The organism is Pseudomonas sp. EL_65y_Pfl2_R96 (assembly GCF_963970905.1).
GTDB lineage: Bacteria > Pseudomonadota > Gammaproteobacteria > Pseudomonadales > Pseudomonadaceae > Aquipseudomonas.
On record NZ_CAXAQH010000002.1, the window covers coordinates 43,588 to 63,822 of the forward strand.

Genomic DNA, 20,235 nt, shown 5'->3' on the forward strand with positions numbered 1-20,235 from the left:
CACAAGCGTCCCTTCGAGGACGGTTAGCTTGCGCAGCAACGCGCCCCTCAATCATTAGCTGCACAAAAAACCCGAACAATCCCCCGGTAATCGACTGAAGGCTCGCACGGCAAGACGCTTACATGAGCGTGCCGCGCTGACGGGTGACACGGATCAAAAGTCGCCGATGACGTCGGCCCAACTTGACAGGGAAGTCGCGCAGTGTCAGACAACCACTCAACGAATGACGGTGCACAGAGCACTACGCCCGCAGCTCAGCTCGGTGATCGTCTCCAGGAACGCGCGATCATTGCCGGCTGGAACGATACCCACCACGAATACCCGCTGGACCAGTGCCTACAGCAGCTGATCGAGCAACAGGTGGAACGCAGCCCTGACGCCGTGGCGGTGCGCTTCGACGATCAAAGCCTGAGTTTTTGCCAGTTGAATCGCCGAGCCAATCGCTTGGCCCGTTACCTGCGCGAACTCGGCATCGGCCCCGACAGCCTGGTCGGCGTGCAGATGGAGCGTTCGCTTGAGCTGATGATCGCGCTGCTCGCCATCCTCAAGGCCGGTGGCGCCTACCTGCCGCTGGACCCGGGTTACCCCGAGGAGCGGCTGGCCCTGATCATCGACGACGCCTCGGTCACCGTGGTGCTGACGCAGCAGCGTTTTGAGCTGCGCCTCAAGGCCCATGACGTTGCAGTGCTGTGCCTGGACGATCCCGCGAACGAAGTGCTGCACGAAAACGACGCCAATCCCGCGTCCATCAATCGCCCTGATGATCTCGCCTACGTGATCTACACCTCGGGCTCAACCGGTCGGCCCAAAGGCTGCATGTTGCCGCACAAGGCGATCTGCAACCGGCTGCTGTGGATGCAGCGCCATTACGCCGTGGGGCCGGCTGACCGGATCCTGCAGAAGACGCCTTACACTTTTGATGTGTCGGTCTGGGAGCTGTTTCTGCCGTTGCTCAGCGGTGCCTGTCTGGTCATGGCGAGGCCGGAAGGCCACAAAGACGCCCACTATCTGGTGGACATCATCAAGGCGCAGCGGATCACCATCTGCCACTTCGTGCCATCCATGTTGCGCTTCTTCCTCAAGCACCCGGCGGTTGGCGAATGCCGGTCACTGAGCAAGGTGTTTGTCAGCGGCGAAGCACTGACCCACGACCTGCTGCTGCAGTGTCGCGCGCTGCTGAGCGCGCAATTGCACAACCTCTATGGCCCGACCGAGGCGGCGGTGGACGTCACCTGGTGGCTCGCCGAACCGCGCGAGGACCAGCGCGTGCCGATCGGCCGGCCCATCGACAATATTCAAATCCACATCCTCGATGCCGGGTCCAATCCGGTGCCGATAGGCCAGACCGGCGAGCTGTGCATTGGCGGCGTCGGCCTGGCTCGGGGTTATCTCAATCGGCCCGAGCTGACGGCTGAGAAATTCGTCCACGATCCGTTCTCCACTGAACCCCACGCCCGGCTTTACCGCACCGGTGATGAGGCACGTTTCCTCGACAATGGCGAGATCGAAGTGCTGGGGCGTTTCGACTCGCAGGTCAAACTGCGGGGTTTTCGCATCGAGCTGGGCGAGATCGAAAACACCCTCAAAAGCCATCCGTTGATCAGCGATGCGGTGGTGCTGGTCAAGGATCCCGGCTCTGAAGATCCCAAACTGGTGGCCTATGTCGTCGCCGAGGGACTGGATAAAAAGGCGATACGCGACTTCGTAAAATCCCGTCTGCCCGAGTACATGACGCCGAATCTGGTTCATTTCGTCGAGCAGATCCCGGTCACGCCCCATGGCAAGGCGGATCGTCAGGCGCTGCTGGCCGGTGACGGCCTCTCGCCAGGCAGTTCCCAGGCTCCAGCCGTGGATCCCCAGGCACTGACCGCCTGGCTGCAACACTATTTTATCGAGGCGCTCGGCATCAATGAGCTGGCGGTTGACGATGATCTTTTTGATCAGGGCGCAACCTCCTTTACCCTAGTGCAAGCGGTCCACAGCATCCATCAGCAGTACCAGGTGACGCTGCCGGTCGAGATGTTCCTTGAGCAACCGACCATTGCCGCCGTCACGGCCTTTATTCTCGAGGCCAAGGGCGTTACACCCGAGCAGGCGCCGCTGGTGGAGGCCGCGCCGCCGCCACAGCCAACCGCCCATGAGTTGATTCGGCTGGAGACGGTGCGCTTTGATTCGCGCGCTTATCAGCGAACCGACGACGCTTCACCCGCCAGCCTTGAACGGCTGGGTTGCCTGCTCTCGTTATTGCGCGAAGTGACGCTGGAGGGCGAGGGCAAATACCTCTATTCATCGGCTGGCGGCCTCAACGCCATCCAGTGTTATGTGTATGTCGCCGAGGGGCGGATCGGGGGGCTGCCGGGCGGCGCCTGGTACTACCAGCCACGGCTCAACCGTCTGTTACCCGTCAGTGTGCCGGCCATTCTGGACTCGCAGGCCCTGCGTGCGGAGCAGCGCGCGCAACTGGCCGAAGCCGGTTTTGCGCTGTTTCTGGTCGCCGAAACCGCGGCCATCACGCCGCTCTACAACCATGCCGCCCCGTCACTGCTGGTGCTTGAAGCGGGTTATATCGAGCAACTGTTGCTGTCGCGCCAGGCGGACTTCGACATCGCGTTGACACCGGCCTATGACGTGGACGTCGCGGCGGTGGTCGCGCTGTTCAAGTTGCAGCCGAGCCACCGTTTGCTGCATTGCCTGATCGAGGGCGACTCACCGGCTGTTCTGACTGGGCAGCCCGGCCACTTGTTCGCTGAGTTCCTGGCAGAAAACAACAACGGTTTTGACCTGCCGGGCAAGGAGGCGCTGGAGCAACTGCACCGCCAACAACGCCAGATTCGCCATGATCTGCCGGAGCAGGGTGACAGCGTCATCGAACTGCCCACTGCCCCGGTCAGCGCCGATGCACTGCGACTGCGGGCCGCCAAGCGACAGTACGGAGGCGAGCCACTGAGCGTGGCGCAGTTGAGCCGGTTGTTGAGTCTGTTGAAAGCCGGGCAGGGCAGCGGTTATTTGTACAACGCCGACGCCGCACTGGACCTGAAGATCTACCTGCACCTGGCCGGGCCGACCACCGGGCACGGCGAGGCACAATGTCCGCCTCCCGGCATTTACCGCTACCATCGCGACAGCCATAGCCTGAGTCGCATTGGCGAAGGCGATCCACTGGCGTTCAATGGCAGCTACACACCGTTCAACCGCAAACACGCGCAGCAGGCCCGGTTGCGGATCTTCATCATCGCCGGTCGCTCACCGGCTTACGGCGGTGAAAGTCGTTATTTCAACCTCCTCCAGGCCGGACGAATCGGCCAGTTGCTGTTGGAGAAACAGGCTGAGTTCGGCATCGGGCTGTGCCCAATCGGCTCGATGTACTTCGACAGAATTCGCGGCGCTTTTGACCTGGATGAGGGCGACGAACTGCTGCACAGTTTCGTTGGCGGCACCGTCACGCAGTTGCTTCCGGTGGGCTGGCCACGGCTGGAGCTCCACAGTGGCAGCCGTAGCGCCTCTGTGTATGCGAATGACGGCGCGCTGGCGATCATCGGCATCAGCGGTCGCTATCCCGGAGCCGCCAATCCGCAAGAGTTGTGGCAAAACCTCAGCACTGGCCGCTCGGCGATCAATACCGTCAGCCGCGAATCGCTGCTGTATGGCGACGACGTCAGCGCGGATTCGCCACAATGGGCGGTCGGCGCGCTGGCCGGCAAGCAACTGTTTGATCCGCTGCTGTTCAAGATCACTCCCGCCGAGGCGAAGACCCTGGATCCTCAGGAACGCCTGTTCCTGCAAACGGTCTGGCATTGCCTGGAAAACAGCGGTTATACCGCCGCCGGTTTGCGGCGCAGGGCCGAGCGGGTCGGTGTATTTGTCGGCGCGATGTGGGGCGATTACCAGCACCACCAGCCCGGCGAACAAGGCGAGCGAACCACCTCGTTCCTCTCGGCGATTGCCAACCGTGTGTCGTTCTTCAACGACTTCAATGGCCCCAGCGTTGCATTCGACACCTCATGTTCGTCAGCGATGACGGCCCTGCATTTTGCATGCAGCAGTATTCGCCAGGGTGAATGTCAGGCGGCGATTGTCGGCGGCGTGAATCTGATCAGTCATCCTTCACACCTTGAGCTGCTGACGTCGCTTGCGCTGTTGTCCGGCGACGGCCAGTCGCACCCGTTCGGCCTTAACGCCAACGGCTGGGTGGCGGGCGAAGGCGTTGGCGCGTTGTTGATCCGGCCACTTGAAGACGCCAGGCGCGACGGTGATCAGATCCTCGGTGTCATCCGCACCACCGCTATCAGCCATAGCGGCAAGACATTTCGCTACGGCACCCCGAGCGCCGACAGTCAGGCCGCGTCGATGCGCCGGGTGCTGCAACAGGCGGGGCTGCCTGCCGAGGCGATTGGCTACGTGGAAGCCGCAGCGCCTGGCGCCAGTCTGGCGGACGGGGCCGAGTTTGCGGCGATCAACAAAGTCTTCGGCAGCCGCCTCGGTGATCTGCCGCTGAAAGTCGGGTCGATCAAGGCCAATATCGGCCACCTCGAATCGGCGTCGGCATTGTCGCAGATCACCAAGGTATTGATGCAGTTCAAACACCGACAAATAGCGCCGACTCTCGGCTGCAATCCGTTGAGTCCACTTGTGGGACTTGAGAACAGCAACCTTGCCATCGCCGACACGTTGAGTGAGTGGCAAGGGCCGCAACGTGCATTGATCAACGCCTTCGGCGCCAGCGGCTCCGGTGGTCACCTGATCCTTGATGCGCCGCCACCACAGGCCGCAACGACGCAGGCCGTCGGGCCCTGGCTGTTTCCCTTTACCGCCGCTAGCCGCGCGCAGCTTGAACAAGTGGTGACGGCTTTTGCCGACGATCTGCAGGCAGGACGCCTGGGCGACGCCAGCCTCGGCGATATCAGCTACACCCTCTGTGTCGGCCGGGTCCCGCTCGGCCATCGTCTGGTGCTGGTGGCCGACACCGAAGCCGAGCTGCTGACGTTACTCAAGGCCGAGCATAGCCAGTCAGCGCTGCGTGGCACCCTCGCCAGAGAGGCGCAACCGGCTGCTCTCGAACTGGACTTGCGCGGCCTCGACCGCCACGCCCTGAACGCTATCGCCAGCCGCTGGGTCGTCGGCGAGAGCGATCTGGCCGAGATTGCCCGGCATGACTCTCGGCGAGTGGCGTTGGCGCCATACCCCTTTGCAGCCGTCGACTGTCATATCGTGGCTTGTGCCGGAGACGAATCTGCACAGCCGCCAGCGCGAGATGACACGCTGCAAACGGCGCTTGAGGGCTATCTCAAGCAGCACTTTTCCAGGGTGTCGGCAATTCCCGAGAACAGCATCGACAGTCTCGAAAGCTTTGATCGCTACGGCTTGACCTCGCTGATGATCACCTCGCTCAACCAGCGGCTGGCAGAAGCGTTTGGCGAGTTGTCCAGCACGCTGTTCTTCGAGCACCAGAGTATCAGCGCACTGGCGACCTGGTTTGCTGCCGAACATCCATCGCGCAGCCGCCAAATACTGGGGATTCAGGCGCCCGCCAAACAAGCCGCCCAGTCCGCCAGAGCAGCACAACGTCCTGAAACAAACCGACGCCAGGGGCGCGACGAACCGATTGCGATCATCGGCCTGGCCGGGCGCTTTCCCGGTGCACCGGATGTCGACAGTTTTTGGGACAACCTGAAAAATGCAGTCGACAGCATCAGCGAGATCCCCGCCGAGCGTTGGCAGCACCATCATTACTACAGCCGCGACCGTAGCCTCAAAGGCAAGATCAACACCAAGTGGGGCGGCTTCATCGACGGCGTCGACCGCTTCGATCCACTGTTTTTCAACATTTCGCCGCGCGACGCCGAACGCATGGATCCGCAGGAACGGATCTTCCTCGAAACCGCCTGGCATACCCTCGAAGACGCGGGCTACGATCGGGCCGCACTGCAACGTCATTACCAGGGACGAATGGGCGTGTTTGTCGGCGTGATGCATGGCGAATATTTGCTGTATACGCGCTCTGCTGCCGCCGATTGCGCCGATGACGCGGTGGATTCATCGTTTGGTTCGATTGCCAATCGCGTGTCCTACGTCTTTGACTGCAACGGCCCGAGCATGGCCATCGACACCATCTGCTCGTCCTCACTGACCGCGCTGCACCTGGCCGTCGAGAGTCTGAAACGCGGCGAGTGCCAGGTGGCGCTGGCCGGTGGCGTCAACTTGTCGTTGCACCCCAATAAATACTTTATCCAGTCGCAGCTGACCATGTCCTCGACCGATGGCCGCTGCCGCAGTTTCGGCGAAGGCGGCGATGGTTTTGTGCCCGGCGAAGGTGCTGGTGCGGTGTTGCTCAAACCGCTGGCCCGGGCGCAGGCCGATGGCGACAATATCTACGGCGTCATCCGCGCGACCTCGGTCAACCATAACGGCAAGACCCATGGCTACACCGTGCCGAGCCCCAATGCCCAAGGCGCAATGATCGCCGAGTCGCTGGAAAAGGCCGGCATGAATCCACGCGAGCTGAGCTATATCGAGGCGCACGGCACGGGCACCGCGTTGGGCGATCCGATTGAAATCAGCGGTCTGCAACAGGGCTTTGCCCGACGCAGCGCGGTACTCGGCAGCGAGCCGGCATTGGCGCAACAGTGCGCGCTCGGTTCCGCCAAATCGAACATCGGCCATCTGGAGTCGGCAGCCGGCATCGCCGGGATCGCCAAGGTGCTGTTGCAACTCAAGCATCGCCAATTGGCGCCGTCGCTGCATTCGAGTCGTCTCAACCCTGGAATTTCCTTTGCCGACTCGCCGTTCTACATTCCTCAGCAACTGCAAGCGTGGCGTCGACCGCTGCTCAATCTCGATGGCCGCGAACGCGAGTATCCGCTGGTAGCCTCGGTCTCGTCTTTTGGCTCTGGCGGATCGAACGGCCATGTGATCATCGCCCAATACGTGGCGCCTGTCCGGGACGAGCCGGTTGCCGGGCAGCCCGCGATCATTGTGCTGTCGGCCAGAACCCCGGCCCAGCTGCAACAGCAAGTCGAGCGTTTGCAGCAGTTCCTGCAACGGTGCGACACGGAAGGCGAGCTGCCGCGTCTGGCGGACCTGGCCTTTACCCTGCAACGGGGCAGGGAAGCGCTGGAATATCGCCTGGCCTTCAGCGTCGCCGCAATCAGTGAGCTGCAGGAGCGTTTGGCGCAGGGCCTGGCGCAACTGATCAAGGCCCCGGAACACTGTGGCTGCTTCGACGGCCTGCATATCGGTCGGGTGCAAGACAACAAGGCCGCAATAGCGGTTCTGGCCCACGATGAGGACATGGCGGCAACGCTGGCGGCCTGGGCCGATAAAGGCAAATACCAGAAGTTGCTGGAGCTGTGGGTCAAAGGGCTGACGTTCGACTGGGCGCTGTTCGGGGCGGCGACCACGGGCGCGGCCAGACGGATCAGCCTGCCCGGTTATCCCTTCGCCCGCGAGCGGATCTGGGTGTCCGGCGACTTCCATTTTCCGCCTCAGGCTGAGCAGGTCGGCGAGGCCCGCTTGCACCCGTTGCTGCACCGCAACGTGTCCGATCTGTCGCAACAGAAATTCACCTCGGTGTTCAGCGGCAATGAGTTTTTCCTGAGAGATCATCGCGTGCGTAACCAGAAAGTGCTGCCCGGCGTGGCCTACCTGGAGATGGCGCGAGAAGCCATCAGCCGCTCCCTCGGCGAGCTGCCATCGTCCGGCGCCGTGAGTCTGTGCAATCTGGTATGGTCGCAACCGCTGATGCTCGGCGAGCAGGGCGATGAACCTGCCACCGTCGATATCCACATCAACAGCGTCGAGCCCCATCGGCTGACGTTCGAGATTCGCGAACACCAACAGCAAACCCTGTGTTGCCAGGGCGAAGCCGTGTTGCTGCAAAACTCGCTCGAACCGGCTGCATCGCTGGCGTCCTTGCAAGCCGCTATCAAGGGTCATCGCCTCGACGCCGATGCGCTTTACCGGCTGTTCGATAGCATCGACATCCACTACGGCCCCAGCCACCGACCGGTTCGCGAACTGCATATCGACGACGGGCAGTTGCTGGCGCGGATCGAACTGCCCCCGTCCCTGAGTGCCGGCCACCGACAATTTGTTCTGCACCCGAGCCTGATGGACGGCGCCTTGCAGTCGACTGTGGGCCTGCTGGTAGCAGATCAGCTTGACCAAGGTGCAGCACCGCAACTCAGGCAAACCCGAGTGCCTTTTGCGCTGGCCCGGTTACAGCAGAACGGTGGGGCACTGGGTGAGCAGATATGGGCTTGGGTGCGGCCCGGTGCCGAGAACACGGAGGCGGGGCAGTCGAGCTTTGATATCGACATTTACAATCAGCAGGGCGAGCATTGCGTCGCACTTCAGGGTTTTGTCTTGCGCGAAATGAAGGCGCCGTCACCGCTGGAGATGATGCTCGACGACCGCCCACAGACCGACTGCTATCTGGTGGAAAAATGGCGCCGGGTCAGTCCTCAACCGTTGCCACCAAGCAGCGCCCGGCTGTTGCTGATAGCCAATGATCTCCAAGGCCAGCAACAGTTGACCGCCCGTTATCCGCACGCCGTTTCGCTGTTGCTGGATGGCAGCGAATCCATCGAAAAACTCACCGGGCTGCTGGGCGAGGCAGGCCCGGTGGAGCATCTGCTGTGGCTGGCGCCGACGGAAAAGGCGATGGGCGAAAGCGCCGACGGCATGATCAACGCCCAGCAGACTGGCGTGCAGAGCTGCTTCCGCTTGATCAAGGCGCTGTTGGTATTGGCGCTGGATCAGCAACCTCTCAAATGGACGGTAATCACCCGCGCAACGCTGACGGTGTTCGGTGAAGCCAGCCCGCTGCATCAGGCCACCACTGAACCGGTGGCGCCCGCTCACGCCAGCCTCCACGGGCTGATCGGCGTGATGGCCAAGGAATATAGCCACTGGCTAGTGCGGCTGGTGGACTTGCCGGCAGGCGATAGCTGGCCGAGTCTGGATCTGTTGTCGTTACCCGCCGATCCGCGTGGCGACACGCTGGCCTGCCGTAACGACGTCTGGTATCGCCAGTATCTGGCGCCTTGCCTGCCGCCAGCCGAAGTGGCTGCCGAAAGTCTTTACCGCGATGGCGGCGTGTACCTGGTCGTCGGCGGCGCTGGCGGCATTGGTCGGCTGTGGAGCGAACACCTGATCCGCACCCGTGGCGCCCAGGTCATCTGGCTGGGGCGTCGCGAGCAGGACAGCCGGATTGACGCGGCGATCAGCGAACTGGCCCAGCTTGGCCCCGCGCCACACTACATCAGCGCCGACGCCAGCAACCACGCCGCGCTGCAACAGGCGGTGAAGCAAGTGCTGGCCGAGCATGGCCGGATTCACGGGGTGATCCATGCGGCGATCCAGCTTGAGGATCAAAGCCTGGCGCGCATGGACGCGCAAAAATTTGCCGCAGGCCTCGCCGCCAAGGTCGATGTCTGCGTACGGCTGGCCGAGGTGTTCGAACACCAGCCGCTGGACTTCATGCTGTTCTTCTCGTCGTTGCAAAGCTTCACCAAGTCGGCTGGCCAGAGCAATTACGCCGCCGGTTGCACCTTCAAGAACGCCTTCGGCCACTATCTGGCGCAACACCGTGGCTACCCGGTGAAGGTGATCAACTGGGGTTATTGGGGCGATGTCGGCTCAGTGGCCAGTGATGACTATCGGCGCAGAATGGCCGACGTCGGACTCGGTTCAATCGAAGGCGAACAGGCGATGCTGGCGCTGGAAACACTGCTGGGTGCCCGTGATGAGGGTGCCCCGCTCAGCCAGTTGACCTTCCTGCGCACTTCGCAGCGATTGAGTGACACGTTCAACCACCTGGCGCTGGCACGACATCCTGCCGGGCCTTTTGGTGAGTACGGCGAAATTCATCCGCCTGCCTACCCATCGCTGATCACCCGGATGCAGAAAAATCTACGGGTGGACAATCAGCAGGTTCGCAGCGCAACGGCACAGGTACAGACACACAAGGCGGCCCTCGACGAACTGCAAGTTCGCTTGCTCTACGCCCAGTTGCAGCAACTGGGCTACTTGCGTCGCGAGCGCGAATCGGTCACCGAAATGATGCAACGCAGTGGCCTGTTGCCGATGTATCAGCGCTGGCTCGACAAGAGTCTTGAGGAGCTGGCCCAACGCGGCTACGTGCAGCTGGAGGGCGACATCTGCCGTGTCACCCACCCGCAACCGCTGGCGGTCGAAGCCCTGTGGCACGAATGGGAAGCGCAACAGCCGGCCTGGCTCGAACAACCCAGCCTTAAAGCCGAAGCACTGCTCGCCGAAGCGACCCTGCGTGTATTGCCGCAGATCCTCGATGGCCGGATCGTTGCCACCGACATCCTGTTCCCCGACGCCTCGATGTCCATGGTCGAGGGCATCTACAAGGACAATCCGGTGTCCGACTTCTTCAACGAAGTGTTGCTCGATGCCATGCTCGAATTTGTCAGGGGCCGTCTGGAACAGTCGCCACAGACGCCGCTTCGGATCCTGGAAATCGGCGCCGGCACCGGCGGCACCAGCGCGCGGGCCTTTGAAAAGCTGCGGCCGTATCAAGCGCAGATTGCTGAATACTGCTACAGCGACGTCTCCCAGGTGTTCCTGATGCACGCACGGCAGGTCTATGGTCCGCAAACCCCGTACCTCAGCTATCAGCTGCTCGATGTCGACAAGCCGCTGGCAGCACAGGGCATCACGCCTGGCGCCTACGATCTGGTGATTGCCACCAACGTCCTGCATGCGACGCAAGACCTGCACCGGGCCCTGAAAAACGCCAAGGCCGCGCTCAAACACAATGGCTTGGTGCTGATCAACGAGATTGCGCGCAATGGTCTGTTTACCCACCTGACCTTCGGTCTGCTCAAGGGCTGGTGGCTGTTCGACGACCCGGAGCTGCGCATGCCCGGCGGCCCGGCGCTCGCGCCAAAACAGTGGAAGCAGGTGCTGGAAAGCGAAGGGTATCGGCAGGTGTACTTCCCGGCGCTGGCCGACCACGACCTCGGGCAGCAGATCGTCATCGCCCAGAGCAATGGCATGGTCTGGCAGGACCGCAGCGATAAAGTCGAACCGGCCAGAACAGCGCCCGTCAACTGGGCGAAAGTGGCTGCTCAGGCGCCGCGAGCGCCACAATCCGGCGTTATCGCAGCACCGATGGCCGAAGTCAGCAGCACGCAGCTCAAAGCCGAGACAGTCCGCTACCTCAAGCAGGTCATCGGCGGGCTGTTCAAAATTGTGCCCGAGCAGATCGACGCCCGTGAAGCGCTGGAAACCTATGGCATCGACTCGATTCTGGTGGTGCAGCTGACCAACCTGTTGCGCGACAAACTGGCAGGGATCAGCAGCACGCTGTTCTTCGAATACCAGACCGTCGAGGCGCTGGCAGATCATTTTGTCGTCACGCAGAAAGACCGGCTCAAGACGCTGCTGGGTCTTGATCAGACAACGGCAACCGTGGCGCCATCCGCAGTCGAAAGCGTCGAGCCATTGATCACACCGGGCAAGTCGCGCTTTATCGCCAAGGCAACCGACAACACGCCAGCAATGGCGCGCGGTTCAGATGTCGCCATCGTCGGTCTGGCGGGGCGTTACGCCAACTCCGACAATGTTCGCGAGCTCTGGCAGCACCTGAAAAATGCCGAGAACTGCATTGATGAAGTGCCGGCTGATCGCTGGGACTGGCATCAGTATTTTGATCAGGCACCGGGCACGGCGGGCCGCATCTATACCCCGTGGGGTGGCTTCATCCGTGAAATCGACAAGTTCGATCCGCTGTTCTTTCATCTTTCGCCCCGCGAAGCACTGAAAATGGACCCCCAGGAACGGCTGTTCCTGGAAGAGGCCTATCACTGCATCAGCGATGCCGGCTACACGCCGGGACGGCTGGCCGAACGGCATCGGGTCGGGGTGTTTGTCGGCGTAATGAATGGCACCTACGCCCGCCAGTCCACTTACTGGTCGGTGGCCAACCGCGTGTCTTATCAATTCAATTTCCAAGGCCCGAGCCTTGCGGTGGACACCGCCTGTTCGTCATCAATTACCGCGATTCATCTGGCGCTGGAAAGCCTGCACAGCGGTGTCAGCGACTGTGTGCTGGTCGGCGGGGTCAATCTGGTGGTCGACCCTGTTCACTACAGGGGCCTGACCGAGATGAAGATGTTGTCCGCAGGCAGGCAGTGCAAGGCGTTCGGCGCCGAGGCCGACGGATTTGTCGCGGGCGAGGGCGTGGGCGCATTGCTGCTCAAACCACTGGCGCAGGCCGAGGCTGATGGCGACCGTATCTACGGCGTGATCAAAGCAAGCATGATCAATGCCGGTGGCAAAACCAATGGCTACACCGTGCCAAATCCCTTGGCCCAGAGCCGACTGGTAGTTGATTCGCTGGCTCGGGCCGGTGTCGATGCCAGAGCCGTGAGCTACGTCGAGGCCCACGGCACCGGCACCGCGCTGGGCGACCCGATCGAGATCGCCGGTCTGACGCGGGCATTCAATACCGGTGTGCAAACACCCGTCAGGCAGTACTGCGCCATTGGCTCGGTCAAATCCAATATCGGCCATTGCGAAAGCGCCGCCGGCATCGCCGGTATCACCAAGGTGCTGCTGCAACTTCAGCACCGCCAATTGGTGCCGTCACTGCACGCCGATGCACTCAACCCGGAGATCGATTTCGTCAACAGCCCGTTCGCCGTGCAGCAGTCGCTGGCCGAATGGTCGCGGCCGCAAGTGCTGATCGACGGCATGTTGCAGACGTTCAAGCGCATTGCCACGGTGTCTTCCTTCGGCGCGGGTGGCGCCAACGCCCACGTGGTGATCGAAGAATACGAAGACCACAGGGTGCGGCCACAGATTGCCGTCAATGAGCAGCAACCGGCGATCATCCCGTTGTCTGCCAGGACCCGCGAGCAATTGGTGCAGCAAGCCAGACTGTTGCTGGACGAGCTTGCGCAGGACGCACTTGGCGACGCCGATCTGCCGGCGCTGGCCTTTACCTTACAGGTCGCTCGTGAGGCGATGGAGCATCGCCACGGATTGCTGGTCAGTTCACTGACCCAGTTGAAAACCCGGCTGCGGGATTTCATCGACAACGGCGGCGCGCAGGCGCGTGGCCGGCTCAAGCCTGACGCTCAGGCTTCGAGCGCCGACATCGTCGGCTGGATCGAACGCGGCGAGCAACAAAAACTGCTCGACGCCTGGCTCAGCGGCGTCACCCTGGATTGGCGCCTGATGTACCCGCAGGGCGCGCCCGCGCCGCTCAGCTTGCCGGGTTACCCCTTTGCTCGCGAGCGCTACTGGCGCGATCCGCAGCAATCAGTCGTGTCGGCTATCGCGAACGAGGAACGGCTGCACCCACTGCTACATCGCAACGTGTCGGACCTGCGCGGCTTGCGTTACCTGACCCGGTTCACCGGTGGCGAGAGCGTGTTGGTTGAGCATCAGGTCAACGGGAAGGGCGTTCTGCCGGGGGCGGCGATGATCGCCATGATTCAGGCGGCTTTGACCGACGCCTTGGGCGGCGCGGTGCCTGCGGGCAGGTCGCTGGTGATTCGCAATCTGGCCTGGCTTCAATCATTCAGCATTGACGCCGCCAACAAGGGCGAGCTGTTCCTTGAGCTGTCGGTACAAGCAGAGGGCGAATACCAGATCGGGATTTGCTCCTACGATCGCGCCGGTCAGTTGCAGCTGCATTGCCGGGCCTTGGCGGCCACCGCCGTGGTCCAGGCGGCGCAACTCGACTTCAACAGCCTCGGCGCCCGAGTAATGGACGTTGAAGCCTGCTACCAGTGCTTTGCCGTGATGGGCATCGACTATGGCATCGGTCATCGTCGTCTGCTGTCGCTGTTGCGCCAGGACGATAAGGCGTTGGCGCGTGTCGCCCTGCAAGACCCGGCGTTGAACGCCGGTTTCGCCCTGCATCCGGCGTTGCTGGATGCCGCCATGCAGGGTGTCATGGCCTTGCTGTTTGATGAACTGGGCGAGCGTCCGGCGTTGCTGCTGCCCGACGGTCTGGGTGAATGCGTGTTGTTTTCCGACTGCCCGGCGATCCTGCAAGTGCAGATCCGCAGCGTCGGGACCACGCCGGGCGGTTATCGCTTTGATCTGGCGTTGTTCGATGAAAATGGCCAGTGCTGCGCGACGTTGAATCAGTTGTCGTTCAAGACCGTATCCGGCCAAGGCCTTGGCGCCAGCGGCGGACTGCTGTGTCACAAAAACTGGCGCGACGCTGAGCAGACGGGTACGTCAGTAGCGCAGGGCATTACTCAGGTGGTGCTGACGCACGCGTTTTACGACTTGATGGAGCCTCTACAGGCGCGGGGCATCAGTTGTTTCGCCTTGCCAGAGGGTGACTATCAACACGCCGCGCTGGCGCTTGCCGAACAGCTCAAATCCTTGCTCCGCACTGGCCAGCCCTGCCTGACACAACTGCTGGTCCCGATCAACGACCCTCACGGTTATTGCGGTCTCGGCGGCCTGTTGTGCAGCGTCAGCCGCGAACAACCGGCGCTCATCAGCCAACTGATAGAAGTGGCACCGGGGCTCGACACGCAGCAACTGCTGACGCAATTGTCAGCCGAGGCTGCAGACCCTGGCGAGCGCCAACTGCGCTATCTGGCCGATGCCGGCACACTGCGCCGTCAGCAACTGAGCTGGCGCCACCAGCCGCTGGACCATGCTCCCGCGCCTTGGCGGCCAGAGGGTGTCTACCTGATTACCGGTGGTTTGGGCGGTGTCGGCACGGTCATGGCGCGAGCGATCATCGCTGCCGCGCCTCAGGCCCGTGTCGTGCTCTGTGGCCGCACGCCGACCGATGCACCGTCAGTGGTCGACAAGCTGGCGCAACTGGGTACTGGCGTTGATTACCGCGCAGTGGATCTGGCCGATGCCGATCAGGTTCAATGCCTGATCGCTGATGTCGTCAACCATCACGGCGCATTGCACGGGATCATCCATTGCGCCGGCATCACCCGCGACGCCTTGCTGACAGACAAACCCAGGGAGGACTTTGCCGCTGTGTTCGCCGCCAAGGTTGACGGCGTGCACCATCTCGACCGCTTCAGTGCCGGCTCGGCGCTGGATTTCTTCGTGCTGTACTCCTCGATTGCCAGCGTCCTGGGCAACGCCGGACAGACGGATTACGCCGCTGCCAACGGCTATCTGGACGCCTTCGCCAGCCTGCGCAATCAGCAGGTCGCAACGGGAACGCGGCATGGCCGCACGCTGGCGATCAACTGGCCGCTGTGGCTCGAAGGTGGTCTGCATATGAGCGATACGGCGCGGCGCGTTCTGGCGCAACGCACCGGCATCGAAGCGATGGCCAGCGCCACCGGCATTCAGGCGTTCTGTCAGGCGTTGCACAGCAATGAAGACCAACTGATGGTGCTGGCCGGCGACACCGACAAACTGGTCGCGTTGCTCAGCCACGAATCGACCCCGGCTGTCGAGGCAGCGCCTATAGACGGTGAAAACCTGCTGGCCTGGCTGCGTCAGTTGTTGGCCAATACGGTGAAGATCGGCCCGTCGCGGTTGGATAACGACGTGCCGTTTGAACAGTACGGCATTGATTCGCTGATGATCATGGAGATGACCGCCGCGCTGGAAAAACGCTTCGGCGCATTGTCCAAAACATTGTTTTTTGAATACCCGAGCCTGCAGGGCCTGGCTGACCATCTGGCCACGCGGCAGGCGCGAAAACCGCCACAGGAGCCATTGATAATCCAGCTGCGGACCTTGCTGGCGAGTACCTTGAACACGCCGCCGGAACAGATCGATGACCAGCAGTGTTTCGAGGACCATGGTATCGACTCGTTGCAGATCCTCGACCTCACGCGGCGCCTCGAACAACGTTTTGGCGCGCTATCGCCCGCGCTGCTGTTCGAGCATTCCAGCCTCCGGGCCCTGGCGGACTATCTGGCATCAAGAAACACCACGGCGGTTACCGAACCCGTCGCCGCAACCCGCGATCAACAGCGCCGGCTATTCGACAGCCCCGCGTACCATCTGCCGCCGACCCCGCAACAGCGCGACGATGTCGCGATCATTGGCATCGCCGGGCGCTACCCTGACGCCGATAACCTTGAAGCCTTCTGGCAGAACCTCAGCCAGGGCAAAAACAGTATCGGCGAAATTCCTCCCGAACGCTGGGACTGGCGCGACTACTACAGCACTAACCGCAGGGTGAGCGGGGTGCACAACAGCAAGTGGGGCGGCTTTATTGACGGCATCGATCAGTTTGATCCGCTGTTCTTCAATATTTCGCCGCTGGAAGCCGAGCTGATCGACCCGCAGGAGCGACTGTTTCTGCAAACTGCCTGGGCGGCCATGGAAGACGCCGGCTACAGCCGCCAGCTCGGTGATAACGGCCAGCAGGTCGGCGTCTATGCCGGCGTGATGTACAGCGAATACCAACTGCTGGGCGCAGAAGCCAGCCTGCGCGGCGAGCGCATGGGGTTTGCCGGCTCCAGCGCGAGTATCGCCAACCGGGTGTCGTTCTGCCTCAACTTGCAAGGCCCGAGCCTGTCGCTCGATTCGATGTGTTCAAGCTCACTGACCGCTCTGCATCTGGCCTGTCAGGACCTGCGCAGTGGTCGCACCACCATGGCCATTGCCGGTGGTGTCAACCTGACGCTGCATCCCAACAAGTACCTGATGCTCAGCAGCGGCCAATTCATCTCCAGCCAGGGCCAGTGCGCCAGCTTCGGTGAAGGCGGGGACGGTTATGTGCCGGGCGAAGGCGTGGGTGTGGTGATCCTCAAGCGACTGGCGGATGCCGAGCGCGATGGCGATCAGATTTACGGGCTGATCAAGGGCAGCTACCTCAACCACGGCGGCAAGAACACCGGTTACAGCGTGCCCGATCCACGGGCGCAGCAGGCCGCGATCAGCGGCGCGCTCAAGGATGCGCAGGTTGACCCGGCGGCCATCAGTTACATCGAGGCCCACGGCACCGGCACTCGTCTGGGCGATCCGATCGAAATAGCTGGCCTGGCCAATGCCTTGGGTAAGCGCACACCTGCGCAGACCTGCTGGATCGGCTCGGTGAAATCGAACATCGGTCACTGCGAAGCGGCTGCCGGCATCGCCGGCTTGACCAAGGTGCTTTTGCAGCTCAAACACGGGCAAATCGTGCCCTCGCTGCACTCCAGGACACTCAACCCCTTTATCGATTTTGCGGCGACCCCGTTCGAGGTCAACCAGCACCTGCGCGATTGGCCGCAGCCGTCGCACGACGGTCAGCCAATGCCGCGCATCGCCGGGATTTCCTCGTTTGGCGCGGGCGGCTCCAACGCCCACTTGATCGTTGCGCAGTACTTGCAAGCAAATCGGGTATCCGTTGCCGATGGCAAGCCCGAAATGATTATGCTGTCTGCCCGCGAGCCTGAGCAGTTGCGCCAGACCGCCAGCCGTCTGCTCGCCAGACTGGAGCAGGCGCCGGCTACTCACAGGCTGGCCGCTATTGCGTACACATTGCAGGTAGGTCGCGAGGCGATGGAGCATCGCGCGGCATTTATCACGGCTTCGATGGCAAGCCTGCGCGACGCTTTGCGCGGTCTGGCTGGCGGCGACAGCCGTGGCTGGATTTGCGGTGACACGAACGCCAGCAGCGACCACGTCGAACAGTTCAAGAACCGCTTCCCGAGCCAGTGGCGCGAGCAGTTGGCCAGGTTGTTTGCCAACGGTGAGCAGCAACAATTGCTGGAGCTGTGGAGCGCGGGGCTGCGTATCGACTGGACGGCGTTGTGGGCCGCCAGCGGCGAGCGACGCCAGCGCATCAGCCTGCCAACTTATCCCTTCGCCACCAGCCGGTACTGGGCGCCCACGGGTGCCCGTTGCTTGACTTCGGCACCGATGGGCTTGCATCCGTTGCTGCGTCGCAACAGTTCGACCTTCGACCATCAGCAATTCACCAGCGTCTTCAGCGGTGATGAGCCGTGGTTGCGCGACCACGTGGTGAACGGGCGTAAAACGCTGCCCGGTGCTGCCTGCCTGGAGCTGATCAGGGCGGCGGTGACGCATTCACTGGTGGGCGGTGAGGCGCAGGCCATGGTCATCGAGCAGCTCAACTGGCTGGCGCCGCTGACGGTAGAATCCGCACCGCGTCGCCTGCGGGTCAACCTGGAACGCGTGAATGGTCAGCTTGCGGTGACGGTGCTTGGCGAAGACGGCGATCAACCGCATTGTCAGGCCCGAGTGATAACGGATGTGCAGCCGGTAGCCGAGCGACTGGATCTGGCGCACTGGCGCGACCGCACTTGGCAACGGCGCCTGGACGACCGCGAAGTCTATCGATTGTTCGACCAGATGGGCCTGGCGTACGGCGCCAGCCATCGCGGTATCCGCCAGCTGCTGATAGCGGAGCAGGGCGGCCAGCGCGAAGTGCTGGCGCAGTTGAATCTGGAGGGCAGCTTTCCCGATGGCGAATGGTGGCTGGAGCCAGGGATGACCGACAGTGCATTGCAGGCCGCCATCGGCATGCTGCTGCCACTGGACGACCGCGGCGCTGCGCCGCTGTCGCTCGTGATGCCCTTTGCCTTGCAGCGGCTGGAGATTATCGCGCCGTGTCAGCGGGAGATGTGGGCCGTGTTGCGCAGCGACCTCGCCGACAACCCGGCTGGCCGGATCAATATCGATCTGTGTGACGATCAGGGACGTATCTGTGCGCGGTTTGTCGGCTTGAGCTCGAGACAGCTTACGGCGGCTGCGAAAAAGCCGGTGACGAAACAAGTACAGCAGCTAATGACGCCAATCTGGTCGGTGGTCGACGGCACGGTCAGCGAGCGGCAGCACATCCATGGCGCGAGGTTGATCTTCGGTGCGACCCCGGCCCGTCGTCAGGCGCTGGCCGAGCTCTATCCTCAGGCTGCATGGGTGGACGACTCGCCGCCCGACTACGAAGCCGAACTGCACGCCCGGCCCGGATTGGCCGAGGTCATGTGGCTGGCACCGCCCGACGATGGCAGCACTGACCTGATCGCGGCGCAGCAGCACGGCATCGTGGCGTTGTTCAGGTTGATCAAGGCGCTGCTGAGTCAGGGCTACGGTCCTCGGCCTCTGCGCTTGACCCTGGTCACCAATCAGGCGATCGGCATCCGCCCCGGCGAGTCCTGCCGTTCGGCTCACGCGGCGGTGCATGGACTGGCGGGTTCACTGGCCAAAGAGTATCCGCACTGGATCGTGCAGCTCGCGGATTTGCCTGATGAGCGTCTGGCCTTGCTGGACGCAGTACCGTTCGCCGGCGTCGCCTCAGGTGAACTGCTGGCACTACGTCAAGGCCAATGGTGGTTTCGCCAACTGGCGCAGGTGAAGGCCGACACAACGCCAACCCGCCTGCCGGTCTATCGGGACGGCGGCGTCTATCTGGTCATCGGTGGTGCCGGGGGAATCGGGGCCGTCTGGAGCCGACACATGATCAGCCAACATCGCGCCCGGGTGATCTGGATCGGTCGCCGTGCGCTGGATGCGCAACTGGAAGCCAAACTTGACGATCTCACCGCCGTCAGCCTGATGCATGACGCCCCGGCACCGGTTTACCTGCAAGTCGATGCCGCAGACGAACAGCAACTGGCCATGGCGAAACAGCAGATCACCGAGCGTTTTGGCCCGATCAATGGCGTGGTGCATTCGGCCATCGTTCTCAAGGATCAAAGCCTGGCCAACATGGATGAGCAGACATTCACCAGCGTGCTGAACGCCAAGGTCGCCACCAGCGTGGCACTGGCCCGCACGTTCGGGGACAGTGCTGCCGCGCTTGATTTCGTGATGTTTTTCTCCTCGATGATGTCCTTCAGCACCTCCGCCGGCCAAAGCAACTACGCGGCGGGCTGTACCTTCGCCGATGCGTTTGCCGATCAGCTCAGGGGCCAATGGTCGTGCCCGATCAAGGTGATCAACTGGGGGTATTGGGGCAGCGTCGGTACGGTGAGTGATGCCCGTTATCGGGAGCGGATGACCGCGCTCGGCCTGGGCTCCATCGAACCCGAGGAAGGCCTGCGCGCGCTCGAGCAATTGCTGGCGGGCGAGCTGCACCAACTGGCGCTGCTCAAGCTCTTGCAAAGTGACGAAATCGACGGGCACCACAGTCTGGCCGGTCTTCTCGGCCATGAACACATCGCGCTCTCTGCGCACACATCCGGCGCCATGGCGGCGATGCAGGACAGGTTAGGGGAGAGGCTGGCGGCGTTGGCAGCGATCATGTAACGCCCCAGGGCAAACACCCATTCACCCACAGCAGACGCGACACAGGGAAGTTGAAGC

At 62.5% G+C, this 20,235-nt stretch carries 1 protein-coding gene; it reads left to right on the top strand.

Annotated elements, in window-relative coordinates; all coding sequences use genetic code 11:
* The first annotated feature begins 201 nt into the window (after positions 1 to 201).
* Positions 202 to 20,178, top strand: a complete 19,977-nt coding sequence (locus AACY49_RS03125; RefSeq protein ID WP_339521578.1) for an amino acid adenylation domain-containing protein — start codon at positions 202 to 204, stop codon at positions 20,176 to 20,178.
* Positions 20,179 to 20,235 lie beyond the last annotated feature (57 nt).